This is a genomic window from Baia soyae (assembly GCF_004341445.1).
Classification (GTDB): Bacteria; Bacillota; Bacilli; order Thermoactinomycetales; family Thermoactinomycetaceae; genus Baia; species Baia soyae.
In genome coordinates this window covers 14,442-27,066 of sequence record NZ_SLXV01000008.1, presented here as the reverse complement: position 1 = coordinate 27,066, position 12,625 = coordinate 14,442, and the positions used below count along the sequence as shown (strand labels likewise).

The 12,625-nt window shown below is 44.5% G+C and carries 11 protein-coding genes; 2 read left to right on the top strand and 9 right to left on the bottom strand.

Going from position 1 to position 12,625, the window contains the following annotated elements:
- Positions 1-6: 6 nt before the first annotated feature.
- The 4 genes from EDD57_RS04205 to EDD57_RS04190 form a co-directional block, all read right to left on the bottom strand.
- A complete protein-coding gene (locus tag EDD57_RS04205; protein ID WP_131848234.1) occupies positions 7-564 on the bottom strand; it encodes an inosine/xanthosine triphosphatase in 558 nt (185 codons plus the stop codon).
- Between the two features lie 19 nt (positions 565-583).
- Positions 584-1,456 (bottom strand): thymidylate synthase, encoded by an 873-nt coding sequence (locus tag EDD57_RS04200; protein WP_131848233.1) that lies wholly within the window; start codon positions 1,454-1,456, stop codon positions 584-586.
- Positions 1,457-1,670: 214 nt separating this feature from the next.
- Entirely contained in the window at positions 1,671-2,486 is an 816-nt protein-coding gene (locus EDD57_RS04195) for an SPL family radical SAM protein (RefSeq protein ID WP_131848232.1), read from the bottom strand.
- A 218-nt stretch (positions 2,487-2,704) separates the two neighbouring features.
- Positions 2,705-3,655: an aminoglycoside phosphotransferase family protein gene (locus EDD57_RS04190; protein ID WP_131848231.1), complete on the bottom strand. Its 951-nt coding sequence runs from the start codon at positions 3,653-3,655 to the stop codon at positions 2,705-2,707.
- A gap of 186 nt (positions 3,656-3,841) precedes the next feature.
- Between EDD57_RS04190 and abc-f the strand changes: the two genes are divergently transcribed.
- Positions 3,842-5,413 carry a ribosomal protection-like ABC-F family protein gene (gene abc-f, locus EDD57_RS04185; RefSeq protein WP_131848230.1) on the top strand — a complete coding sequence of 524 codons (1,572 nt, stop codon included), beginning with the start codon at positions 3,842-3,844 and terminating at the stop codon, positions 5,411-5,413.
- A gap of 91 nt (positions 5,414-5,504) precedes the next feature.
- Complete coding sequence (locus EDD57_RS04180) at positions 5,505-6,059, top strand: GNAT family N-acetyltransferase (RefSeq protein WP_131848229.1); 555 nt, start codon at positions 5,505-5,507, stop codon at positions 6,057-6,059.
- Between the two features lie 269 nt (positions 6,060-6,328).
- On the opposite strand, the gene kamE is transcribed toward EDD57_RS04180, so the two are convergent.
- From kamE to kamA, 5 genes are read right to left on the bottom strand one after another with little or no spacing between them, the layout of a single operon-like run.
- Complete coding sequence (gene kamE / locus EDD57_RS04175; protein WP_131848228.1) at positions 6,329-7,075, bottom strand: lysine 5,6-aminomutase subunit beta; 747 nt, start codon at positions 7,073-7,075, stop codon at positions 6,329-6,331.
- On the bottom strand, positions 7,056-8,654 hold the full coding sequence (gene kamD / locus EDD57_RS04170; RefSeq protein ID WP_131848227.1) for a lysine 5,6-aminomutase subunit alpha: 1,599 nt from the start codon (positions 8,652-8,654) through the stop codon (positions 7,056-7,058). The genes kamE and kamD overlap by 20 nt, the downstream gene beginning before the upstream one ends.
- The gene (gene kamC / locus EDD57_RS04165) at positions 8,654-10,291 is read right to left on the bottom strand and encodes a lysine 5,6-aminomutase reactivase ATPase KamC (RefSeq protein WP_165873662.1); all 1,638 of its coding nucleotides are present in this window, start codon (positions 10,289-10,291) and stop codon (positions 8,654-8,656) included. Before kamC ends, kamD begins: the two co-directional genes overlap by 1 nt.
- Complete coding sequence (kamB, locus tag EDD57_RS04160; RefSeq protein WP_131848225.1) at positions 10,281-11,297, bottom strand: lysine 5,6-aminomutase reactivase subunit KamB; 1,017 nt, start codon at positions 11,295-11,297, stop codon at positions 10,281-10,283. The genes kamC and kamB overlap by 11 nt, the downstream gene beginning before the upstream one ends.
- Positions 11,294-12,610, bottom strand: a complete 1,317-nt coding sequence (kamA, locus tag EDD57_RS04155; RefSeq protein WP_131848224.1) for a lysine 2,3-aminomutase — start codon at positions 12,608-12,610, stop codon at positions 11,294-11,296. The genes kamB and kamA overlap by 4 nt, the downstream gene beginning before the upstream one ends.
- Positions 12,611-12,625: the final 15 nt, after the last annotated feature.

Here is a 12,625-nt window from a genome sequence, read left to right as displayed (position 1 = left end):
GCCTGTTTATTTTTGAGGTACAAAGCGTTGATCCCCTGCATTGGTGGGATTATGAAGATATCCCAGCGCGCATAGAGCTGCATCCTCAAACTCTTGAACCCGCGTATAGCTTAGATTGGTAAACAAACCGTTGCTTCCTACCACTGACATCTTGGAAAGATGGGGCGAAGGGTAATCCGCTTTTACCACGTCGCTAAATTCTACGTCAGCCGAGATTTTGCTACTGATAAATGTAGGAACCATCACTTGAGAACTAGCCCCTAAGCCGTATTTGTTTTTCTTACCGTCCACAAACAAGCACCATCCGTATAAGAACATCCCGAACTCATGATTGGAAATCAATCCTTCAAACGAGACATAGGCATCGTAATCTCCTTTGATCTCTCTTGCTAGATCAATTCGATTCCAACAGCCTTGAATCGCTTCCTGATCATTGGTTGGTGTTTTAGACACTCCTGAATCAACTGAAATCGTTTCGATGGTAGCCTGATCGTAAAATCGATCTACTATATTTTGTAGTGCTTTCTGTTTGGCCTCATTGGTTGAGGTTAGTAGGATTCTCATGACTTATCTCCAATCTACATTACGTCGCGTTTTCGTGAACCCACTTCATCACTTCACTGTTTGAAGTACCGTTGTAGATATCTTCCAATACTTCACTTGCATTTGTGATCCTTGGCATCATAACAGACTCTTGAAGCACGAAGCTGTCCGAAATATCCAGCGCTTTATCGGCATGTCGGTCATAGATTTGAGTAAAGTTACTAGCCATCATGGTATAACCTAGCTTCAAATCTGGTACGCCTCTATCTACTAAATCTTGATAGACTAACTCTGTTAGAAACGAAAAGAAGCCCATGTCATATGGCAAACCAGTGATAACATCTGTACTGCGAGAGAATACTTTTGAACACAAAAAACCCTCTCTAATGAAATAATTAATTGCCACTGTGCATGGGAAATCTTTTGTTGCAGTCTTGTGCATACCTTGATTTATATTGATAATAGCCCGTCTTGAATCCCGGTTATCACAAAGGCGTTTGATAACCCAATCATATTGGCTACTAATTTTTACATCCGGAACTGGCTGATAAAACACATAATACCCATAATTCGAATTAATGTTTCCATTCTGATCAGCTAGATGATTCCAAAATTTCGAAGCTTTAGATAATCCGCCATCCACTTTTAGGCTTCCTTGGAAATAGGCACATAGCTCTCTAGCAAAGTATTTGACTGCTTGAGGACGAGCTGTATGCACCCGATCTCTAGAGTCTAGCAAAAGATAGTTCACATCATACGCTTGCAAAGCATCTCCAGCTCTTGTTGAGACCCGATCTCCTTTGTCCAAAATATGAGTAATCCCGTGTTTTACTAATTCATCCACGTTATTTGCGTGAATATCGATACTTTTCAGTCCATTGAGTATAGAATCTGTTGCTTGTAGAGATAGCATAACTCTCCCCCTAAGGAAAATTTCTTACTGACGAATTAAAGTATACATAACAATTATAATATGCACAATAGACTAAATTGTATTTTTTGATAAAAGATACTATTATATTTTAATGAATATTTATATATATGAATATTTATTCCGATCGAAAAACAATGGTAGATGTGAAGTAGCTAATTCCATAGACATATGCCATTCGAATTAGCTACTCTCATTATATTTCATTAAATACATCCACTTCTTCGAACTCTTCCTGTAAGAGGACGAGTACCTTTTTATACGCTCCTCGTTCAAACCACTGCAACAGGTTTAGCTGTTCATAGAGATTCTTGATATTCATTCGCTCCGTTCGCCTACCGCGGCTCCCATCTCCCATAAAGAAATCATCCAATGCTACTTGGGCTGTTACCTCTTTTAACGTCTTGGCTATATGTTTACTTAGTGGAAGCATCGGAGAAATGGAAGCTCTCGTGGGTACTCCAGCTTCCGTAATCTCTCTCAGAGTCGCCAGCCTCGCAGGAATAGGTGGAGCGCTTGGCGTAAATACTTTTCTAATCTTCTCTAAGTCCGTTTCAATCGTCATACTCACAATGATCTTCTGACCAAACTCACGGAAAAGATCGATGTCCCTCTTTGCTAAGGGAGATCGCGTGTGTATCATCAAGTAATCAATCTCATCCTTCTGGGACAACATCGCTTCGAGAAGGGAGCGTGTTAATCCCGTTTTCGCTTCCACCCCTTGGTAGGGATCGGTCGCAGTACTCATAAAGATGGATACGGGTGTCCCTCTTTTTCTCGCCTTCCGAATCTCTTTCTCTAGCAACTCCGCCGCATTCGTTTTAATATCGACGTACTCTCCCCACTCAGCCTCTCGGTACTTCGCTGCTGGCATCTCCCTAACGTAGCAGTACTTACAGCCAAATACACAGCCTACGTATGGGTTTAGGGTAAATGTAAACTGGCTTCCACCTAGCGAACCATTCGCTGGCGTTAAAATGGTTCGGGATGTTATCTCCTTAAACTCTACCATGATGATTCCTCATTTATTTGGCGTGTTCATTTGGTTTTCGTGTTTCTCTTGTTAATTTTAACTCTGCCAAATGTTTGGTCGTTGTGCAAGAAGGAATCTGGTGAATCGTGCATCAGTCAGTACACTCCCAACACTCATTTCCGTGTGTTCTCATCTACTTACTGTATTTTTATCCATTCACTTGTATTCAAACATTACGGAAATCCTAGTATAAGACTTTATATTCTCTCCCATACACTCCGCATATACGCTTCGAAGCGCTGTTCTATTCGTCTATCTGTTAGCCCTGTCACACCGACATCTAACCAACCTTGATAAACCGTTGGCGGTCCTGGAAGGAATTCAAAGATCATTCGTAAATCCCAATATGGGTGGTAGGTGAAAGATTCTGCTACTTTCTCATATTCGAGTAGAAACTGGTCAGCTATTTCTACTCCGTACAAGAGTGCAAGATTTAATCGACAGTGACCTACATCTACCCCACGAGGGCCGATACATGCATTTACCCAATCCACCACCCCCGTGATTTTCTGATCATCCCATAACACATTCATCGGATGGTAGTCACGGTGAATAAAGGTAACATCTTGCCCTGTATAGTCTGATTGAACCCTTTTCGTGTATTCGATCGCTTTCTTCCATACATTCTCCTGATAAGACCACTTAGGTGCTTGAAGCGCCTCCATCTCATAATAAGAAGAGTACGTCCACTTAAAATCAACCTCCATCGAATGAATAGAGTGTAATGTTTTTGCTAACTGTGATAGGGCATTCTGATCCATCGGGGATAGTTGAGCCTTACCTGGAACCTTGGTCATCAAAACGGCTGGGTATCCAGCTTGCTCACCCATTTCATCGACTGCTATCATCTGAGGAGTTTGTAAGGAACTACTCCCCATCTTGTTTAATGAGCTAGCTTCATGGAAGGCAAGATCAGGTTCCTGCTCATTCCACTCTTGATTCGTATATAAACGAAGAACATACGTATCATCATCCACTTCTACTTTATAGAGAGAAGAGGATGTAGCTCCTAATAAAGGAGTATAGGATCGGATTGTGCTACGAGGATGCGTGGTCTGTAAAAGCCACTTTTTTGCGCGTTCTAGATTCTCTTCATTATTTATCATCGTATCTCTGTTGTCCCCTCTCATTCGTTTTCTTTTTTTCATCCTCTATTGTATAATCATTCTATCTAATCGAAAGGATGGTACGTGACCAATGAACAAACAACAATCAGTACGTGTACAACAAACAAATACGTTAGAGTAGGTTGTTGTTGGCATTCATTGTCATCCTTTCAACCCTCTCTAACGAAAAAATGCCCGATTTGGGTATTATTTGGAGGGGGATTTTTTATGTTCATTTTAGAGGCGAACAACTTGAAGAAATGGTTCGGAAATCGTTTGCTGTTTTCAATAGATAAGCTTCAAGTTAGACATGGTGAGAAGATCGGCATCGCGGGGCGAAACGGTACGGGGAAAACAACTTTGCTCCGCATGTTGGGTCATGAAGAAATAGTCGATGAAGGAAGTCTCACCGTGAAGGGTACGGTATCTTGGATTAAGCAAGAGGAACAAAATCAGTCATTCTTAAGTGGCGGGGAAGAGACGAAGCGCAGGATTACACAGGCTCTCAGCCAACAACCTTCGTTGCTATTAGCCGATGAGCCTACAAGTCATTTGGATACACAAGGTGTTCAATGGCTAGAAAAGGAGCTTATCCATTATCCTGGGACTCTCCTCATCGTTTCTCATGATCGAGCACTGCTAAATACCATCTGTACTAGGATACTAGAGATCGATGGAGAAAAAATCCATATCTATAATGGAAACTATCAATCCTATCTCGAGCAGAAAGAGCTGGCAACCAATCGAATCCAGTTTGAATACCAACAAGTAGAAAAAGAGAAAAAACGTCTGTTGGATGCAGCTAGAAGGAAGAAGCTACAAGCTACGCAAATGGGGAAAATCCCTACACGTATGAGCACGTCTGAAGCCCGGCTTTACAAAGCAGGGAAAGGGACTCAGATGGCAAAAGTAGAGAAACAAGTAAAAGCAATAGAGAGTCGGATCGAGAAATTAGGAGAAGCAGAAAAGTCAATGGAACAATCACCCATTCCCCTAGATTTACATTATCATCATCCATTAGAAAGCAAAGTTGCTCTTCGACTGGAGAACGTTTCAAAAACGATTGGGGGACGTTCGCTCTTTCAAGGGCTAACCTGCTCGATCCCTACTGGTGCAAAGGTAGCAGTCATCGGGAAAAATGGTGCAGGAAAGTCTACTTTATTAGACATGGTTGTAAATCAAGAAGTGGGTGTAAAACTTTCTCCTCAGGCGAAAATTGGCTACTTTCATCAAAAGTCAAAAGGCCTAAAGCCGAATCACACCATTTTAGAAAATGTGAGCCTACAGAGTCGGTATACAGAGTCTATGATTCGCACCATCCTTGCTCGACTCTCCTTCCCGGGAGATATCATATGGCAACGTATCTCCTCCTTAAGTGGCGGAGAAAAACAACGAGTTCAACTAGCAAAGATCTTTCTCAGCGATGCCAACTTTCTCGTACTAGATGAACCAACCAACTTTTTAGATATTTCGACACGAGAAGAATTAGAAAAGGTGCTGATCTCTCACCCAGGAACCATCCTGTTTTCTTCTCACGATCGGCAACTACTTTCCGCCGTAGCAACTTTTCTCATTATAATAGAAGATGGAGTTGCGACTTGTTTTGATGGAACCTATGAGGAATACCTAGAAAAGAAAAAAGCGAATTCCTTATCAGGTCCAAATCCCGACCAAATGCTATTACAATACGAGCTGACTGAGGTAATAAGCCGGCTCTCCCTTTCCTTAAAGGAAGAGGAAAAAGAAGCATTGGAAAAGAGGTATCATCAAATACTTGAATCACTAAAGAAATGCAGATAAGAAATATATTTATTTTTATACAGGTACATCGCAAGTAGATGTGCCTGCTTTTCTTATATCTTGCTATGATAGCGTAGAAGGGAGAAAAACGATGATAAAATCAGGTCCTATTACGATACGACTCGTTAGCGAAGACGATGTAGCCATTCTCTCCAAGTGGCTTACAAACCCTGACGTTCTTTATTTTTATGAGGGAAGAGATCAGCCACAATCTCCTGAACAGGTACGGAAACAATACATGAACCACAAAGATCAACGAAATCAAAATTGCATCGTAGAATATGAGGATACGCCGATTGGCTATATTCAATTCTATCCTCTAACCGATCAAGAAAAGAAAAGCACTGGTTATTGGAAAGAGACAAATGTATGGGGAATGGATCAATTCATTGGTGAAACTCATTATTGGAACAAAGGTGTAGGAACTCGTCTGGTTTCTTGCATGATCGATTATCTAACTCGAGAGCTGGGTGCAAAAGCCATCGTAATGGATCCGCAAGCTCGTAATAAAAGAGCGATTCGTTGTTATGAGAAATGTGGATTTAAGAAGGTATCTTTTCTACCGCGACATGAGTTGCATGAGGGAGTATATGAGGATTGTTGGTTAGTAGAGTATGTGAGTAACGATGAGACAACTGGCAACTAGATTAAGCGAATCAAAAGAAAAAAGGGACAATTCTATTTTCAATATAGAATGTCCCTCATATTTTGGTTGCTTCCATATCTAGATGCCGCCTCTCTCATTTCCGATCCAAACGCTGAAAACTACTTCTACCACTGTTTTGAGCACAGTTAGACCCTTCACTCTCCCACCCCCATCGCTTATATCTCTACGTTACTTGCTTTATCTATTATTCCCAAAAACAAATACCTCTATTAACTAGATTCGATCGACCTAGTTAATAGAGGTATCTTTTATTTTTCCACCCGTTTCGCAATCTCTTGTGAGAAGTAGGAAGCGACGTGTGGGGCGAGGGAGCCGGGGCCGAAGCCGGCGTCGAAACCTAGCTCGAGGGCTAGTTCATGCGAGATGCGGGGGCCGCCACAGATGAGGAGGAAACGGTCCCGTAGCCCTTCAGCTTCTAGTAGTTCGACTAGATCGGTTAGGTTGGTGATATGAACGCCTTTTTGGGTGACGATTTGGGAGACGAGGAGGACATCGGCTTGTAGTTCGAGCGCTTTAGCAAGGAGGACATCGTTTTCGACTTGGCTTCCGAGATTATACGCATCCACCCATGGATATCGCTCTAAGCCATACTCGCCGTTGTACCCTTTCATGTTCATAATCGCATCGATGCCAACAGTGTGGGCATCAGTACCTGTACAAGCCCCTACGACCACAACTTTGCGACCGATATGTTCTTCGATATAGTGATTAATATCATAGAAACTCATCACTTGGCTTTCTACTTTGGGGACTTGAATAGTCGTGTAATCGATATGGTGTTCGCACTTTCCATAGACAATGAAGTAGGTGTAGCCTTCTCCTAGATCTTTCATATGATAGATTTGTGGTTCGGTTAGTCCCATCTTCATCACGAGCTGCCTAGCCGCTTCCTTCGCCTCCTCTCCATAAGGGGCAGGCATAGAGAAGCTTAGTTGCATCGCACCATCGTTCATCGTATCTCCATACGGTTTGACTCTAGTAAGATCCGTAGCCATGGGACACCTCCTCCCGACTTGGTAGTTGCAGACGTTTGCGTAACTCTTGTTCCATCGGATTGTAGTAGTCGACAGATTTCCGGATAACCCCGACTAACCCTTTTCCACCGTCTAAAGCCCGCTTCACATCGGCAAAGGTGCCTCGATGGATGGCTTCAAAAAAGCCAGTCTCCTGTACATCTTCGAGCAACTGAACTGCTTCATCGAGCACTTCTTGTGCCCGCTTCTCAATCTTACCACCGGGACGGAATTGGATTTCTTCCCCTAGATTTCGCGCATTGTTAAACACATATTGGGCATTTTCAATCGCGAGTTGACGATCGTGGATATGCGGAGTGTGCATTGCTTCTGTCATCATCCCAAGTAGCTGAATTCCTTGACCAGTCATGACACTAACAAGGTTAAACAGCGCATCTTGAATATGCCCTTTAAAAATATTTCCGGTCATATGCTTCGTGGGAGGCATGTATTTGAGCGGGGCATCTGGGAAGATTTGCCGAGCCATCTGCGCCTGCGCTAATTCGAGCAAAAAGCCATCCTCAAGTTCTGGACTCATCTCAAAAGCATGACCCAGCCCCATCTGCTCTTCCGGAAGCCCGGATAGTAAGGCAATCTGTTCATTAATAAACTGAGAAGCCAGCACCGTATGAGCAGCCTCTACGGCATCGGCAGTCGTCAGATAGTTGTCTTCCCCTGTATTAATAATGATGCCAGCATAACTGTTAATCATACGGGAAAACGCTTGGTCGATTAAGGTCCGTTGCATGTTAATATCGCGGAAAAGGATCCCGTATAATGCATCATTTAACATCACATCCAGCCGTTCCAATGCACCCATGACCGCAATCTCTGGCATACATAACCCGGAGCAATAATTGCAGAGACGAATATATCGACCTACCTCTTCGCCTACTTCGTCCAATGCTTGACGCATAATCCGAAAGTTCTCTTGCGTAGCGTAGGTCCCGCCAAACCCTTCTCTCGTAGCGCCATAAGGGACATAATCAATCAAGCTCTGCCCCGTTGAGCGAATCACCGCAATGATATCGGCTCCCTGTCTAGCGGCCGAACGGGCTTGCACCGCATCCTCATAGATGTCTCCTGTAGCCACGATGACATAAAGGTATGGCTTTTTCCCTTCACCCAGTGTAGCCAGATACTCATCCCGTTTTTTTCGATTTTGGGCAATGCGGTCAAGTTGTTGATCGGCAAATTGCTGGCCAAAGCGGTTGATCTCTTCCTCTGACCGAGTCGGAACTTTGGTTAAATCAAGCGTCCCCTGTGCCACACGCTCCGCAATGGTTTGCGCATCTTGTCCCTCATTCATCATCGCTTGAATGAGCCACGGTGCAACACCTCTGCCGAGCACACCTTGCTCCAATAAATGATCTACTACCCGATTGGGGAGCGGAACATATTCATCATCCACTCCATCAATCCCAAAGAGACGCGCTACCGTTCGCTCAACCGCTACCGTAGTAAGCGGAGCGATAAATTGGTCGACATCCTGTGCAATCTTGCGGGCCGCTTCCCGGCCACGGTTAATCTTCTGTGGATCCAAATGCAATCTCTCTTCCATTAATCCCCCTCCTGTATTCTTTGTTTTACGGCTGTTCGCGCCTGTTCTATCACCTTTTCAGGTAGTCCGCATATCTCTGCGATGGAGATAGCTTGCGTCGCCACCACATCTTGGTCCTCAATCGGATCGAGATGATAATCCATCGCCTTATAAAGCAATCGGATCCAATCATCTGTTTGATTCGGGTGATCTGGGTCCCACTTAGGAATGGTAGAAAGTCCACGTACACGATATCCTTGAATTCCCTCAATCTGAAGGGCCTCTGGGAAATGGGTGACATGAACCGCCCATGCCCGGCACTCATGCAGATAGCGAGTAATCGCACAGCTAATCGCGGAGCCTTCGATCGGATTGGTACCTCGTCCAATTTCGTCTAATAAGATTAACCCTTGGTTTTCCGGATCCGGGTCTATCCACTTCGCAAGTCGATTCATCTCAGCACCAAAGCTACTAAGCCCTTGCTCCGCATTTTGATAATCCCCAATCCATGTACGAACCCACGGAAATAAGGGGAAACGAAACTCCTTAGCAGGTACATATAAACCATATTGCGCTAACACGGTACACAAACCCACTACTCGTAGGGCGGTTGTCTTCCCACCCATATTGGGGCCGATCAGTAAGGTGCACCCTGGCTTCATTGCAAGCGTAACCGGCGTCATCTCATATCCTTTTTGCTTCCAAGCCTCTTGTTCCAGTGGCAGAGTTCCTTCGATTATTCGAATTTGATTCTCCAAGTAGACCGGTCTAACCCCGTTCCAACTCTGGGCCGCGCGACACTTCGCCCATAAGAGATCAAGTCTTGTCCAGCGCTGTACGAGGCTTTGTAAAAAGGGGATATGATCCCGAAATAGACGATTGATCTGCCGAAACAACGAATGTTCATGAATCGATAGCTTTTCCTGGAAGCTCAGCAACTGTTCTTGCCATACATGCTCCTGTTTATCCGGGACAAGCTCGTAAATCTGTTCATAAATCGTTTCCCGTACTAGCTTGATATCTGGGTCCACTGCAAACAACTTGGCCGATTCCTGGTGCCTACTGATCACCCATTCTCCTTGGAAATTCGGATTTCTCTGTAATCGCCCGCTAATCTGTTTTTGTCGCTCTTTGCGAAGTTGCTGAATCTCTTTCATCAGCTGATTCTTCTGCCGATTCATCTCTAGCCACTTCGAATCACCTAACTGCGAAACTTCAAAGGTAGTCGTAAAACGACCTGATTTTTGAAGTAGGAGAAGTAAGAAATGGAGCTTCCTCTGCTCTTCCGGATTCATCCTCATAAAGCGTGGACTTGATTCCCAACTTACAAACTCACCCCACCTGAACCATGTCACTAAGAATCTCTTTACATGAAACCAAGTAAGCATAGTAGATCGGTCTTGTAACACTTCCTGTAAGGCAATATCGATGTCATCTACTAATTCACAACAGGTAAGAAAATACGTAGCACGAGATTCCGAAAATAACTCCATTACTTCTTGTTGATCGTGTAAATCTAGCTCCCACTCTCCTACTTGAGAATGCGTATAAGGTTTTAATCGGCCCTTCCACTTCTTACCTAAAGGAGTATAGGGCGCAACTCGTTTGAGATATTCAGAAATACGGAGCGCTTCCGCAGTCTCTGAGTCAAGAAACATCTGGATTCCACTCCTCTCGGTATACATCCCAAACCGGTATATCCCCTACTACTTGCTGAATCTGCGTCCGAAGCTCCTCAGGATTTACTTGCCCACCATCTGGAGAAGTAGAATTGATTGAAACCGCAAGTAGATTACTAGGAAACAACACCTGAATCTGGGACCCTTTCACTAGCAAATCAAACAAATAGGTCCAATCCGGGATCGTAATCTCTCCTGTAAAACCACTCCACCGAAGCTGTTCTAAAACACGTTTTGTCAGTGCACCATGAAAGTAAAGTTTCGTAGCTTGTTTGAGATCTTCCGCTGAAATGTGGCTCCCCTGGGATTGGATCCACTCATGGGAAGTAAACAACACCCATCTCTCATCTATTTGGAGTGCACAAACTTCCTGTCGATAGAATGATTGATAAAGTTCTGTATCATCAGTAGTAGAAGGAAGTAGCAATTTCGCCATCCATCCCTTTACTTCTTTCACTAGCGCAGGAAGCGATGGCGAAAAACTAGCCCCCACCACTAATACGAATCCATCACTCCAAACGGGGCTGGCCATCACTTTCCGATTATAGGCCCCATCGACAATCACTTTGGCACATCCGACCTTTTTTAATTGCTCAATACAAAGAGAAGCCCACTGGCGAGTAGGCACTCCTGTTAATTTGACAGAGGTATCGCGATTCGCACGAGCAAGATAGACTCGTCCTGCTACCGAATCAATCGGTAGAGCCTCGATAATCTCCCACGCATCTGCTTCGTTTTGGAGACAAATACCTGATGTAGCCACAATCCAACCCTTATAAATGCGTACCTCCGGCTTGGATCGTCCACTCCACACATCTTGTGCCTCACCATCTACGCCAATGCTGAATAAGCCAACCGACTCTGCCGACCATGCTCTGCCCAATCCATTTAAAAAAGTGGTTTTGCCCGCATTTTTAGAAATGCCAACCAGCGAAAGAACTTGCAAATCCTCTCGCTGGCTCCATTGCTTCATGATTTGGTTCATGTAATCTCTTTCACACTATCATTGCTCTGTGCAGAGGCGGCTTCAATCTCAGCAGCTTTCACTTCCATCTGTTGACGGCGCTCTTCACGGTTTAGCTGCTTCGGCTCTAGATTGATCTGCTGATTACTCATGAGAGCCGCAACTCCAACCAACTGACGTTCACGCTGGCAATCTTCACAGTTACATTGGGTTGGACGATAATTTTCTGGCTCCGGATACGATGTGATAACCCCTTCAAAGTTCCGCAAAATCGTTTTCGTCGGGCTTTGCGACAAAATGTAGTTAGGGGCCACAGGGATTTTTCCTCCCCCACCCGGTGCATCTACCACGAATGTAGGGATGGCATATCCGGATGTATGGCCTCTTAGATACTCGATAATTTCGATTCCTTTGGAGACCGGTGCGCGGAAATGGCCGATTCCTTCCGATAAGTCACATTGGTAGATATAGTACGGACGAACGCGAATCATCACTAGCTCATGCATCAATTTCTTCATCACGTGAGGGCAATCGTTCACCCCTGCTAAGATAACTGACTGGTTACCAAGCGGAACCCCAGCATTAGCCAACATCTCACAAGCTTTTTTAGCCTCTGGTGTAATCTCGCGTGGGTGGTTAAAGTGCGTATTTAACCAGACTGGATGGTATTTTTGTAAGATGTTACACAAGTTTTCGGTGATACGTTGCGGGAATACAACTGGAGCGCGTGTCCCGATGCGAATGATCTCCACATGCGGAATTTCCCGTAAGTTCTTCAATAGATACTCCAGGATACGATCATTTACTAACAAGCCATCTCCACCTGAAAGGAGCACATCTCGAATCTCAGGCGTACGACGGATATAGTCGATACAGGCATCCATCTGCTTCTTCGGAACGCCCATGCCCACTTGCCCAGAAAAACGACGGCGCGTACAGTAACGGCAATACATCGAGCATTGGTTAGTAATCAGGAATAAAACACGGTCTGGATAGCGATGCGTGAGACCCGGAACAGGAGAATCGGTATCTTCTAATAGCGGATCTTCCATGTCATACGGAGTGCGGTATAACTCGGATGATACTGGCACGGATTGCATACGTACTGGATCTGTTGGATCTTTCGGGTCCATTAGTAATGCATAGTAAGGGGTGATGTTGAGCGGGATCGTTTGGTTGGATATCTCGACCCCTTTTATTTCTTCGGGTGCTAGTTCGATTACTTTGCTAAGATCATCGTAGTTTTTAATGGTGTGGGTGAGTTGCCATAGCCAGTCGTTCCATTGCTCTTCGGTAACGTCTTTCCATAGTTCGATTTCGCGCCAGTCTCTCATGTGGGGATTCCTCCT

Bases quoted from the DNA above. Each gene is read 5' to 3' on its own strand.
- EDD57_RS04205 (WP_131848234.1), bottom strand. From the start codon at position 564: ATGAGAATCCTACTAACCTCAACCAATGAGGCCAAACAGAAAGCACTA.
- EDD57_RS04200 (WP_131848233.1), bottom strand. From the start codon at position 1,456: ATGCTATCTCTACAAGCAACAGATTCTATACTCAATGGACTGAAAAGT.
- EDD57_RS04195 (WP_131848232.1), bottom strand. From the start codon at position 2,486: ATGGTAGAGTTTAAGGAGATAACATCCCGAACCATTTTAACGCCAGCG.
- EDD57_RS04190 (WP_131848231.1), bottom strand. From the start codon at position 3,655: ATGAAAAAAAGAAAACGAATGAGAGGGGACAACAGAGATACGATGATA.
- abc-f (WP_131848230.1), top strand. From the start codon at position 3,842: ATGTTCATTTTAGAGGCGAACAACTTGAAGAAATGGTTCGGAAATCGT.
- EDD57_RS04180 (WP_131848229.1), top strand. From the start codon at position 5,505: ATGATAAAATCAGGTCCTATTACGATACGACTCGTTAGCGAAGACGAT.
- kamE (WP_131848228.1), bottom strand. From the start codon at position 7,075: ATGGCTACGGATCTTACTAGAGTCAAACCGTATGGAGATACGATGAAC.
- kamD (WP_131848227.1), bottom strand. From the start codon at position 8,654: ATGGAAGAGAGATTGCATTTGGATCCACAGAAGATTAACCGTGGCCGG.
- kamC (WP_165873662.1), bottom strand. From the start codon at position 10,291: ATGTTTCTTGACTCAGAGACTGCGGAAGCGCTCCGTATTTCTGAATAT.
- kamB (WP_131848225.1), bottom strand. From the start codon at position 11,297: ATGAACCAAATCATGAAGCAATGGAGCCAGCGAGAGGATTTGCAAGTT.
- kamA (WP_131848224.1), bottom strand. From the start codon at position 12,610: ATGAGAGACTGGCGCGAAATCGAACTATGGAAAGACGTTACCGAAGAG.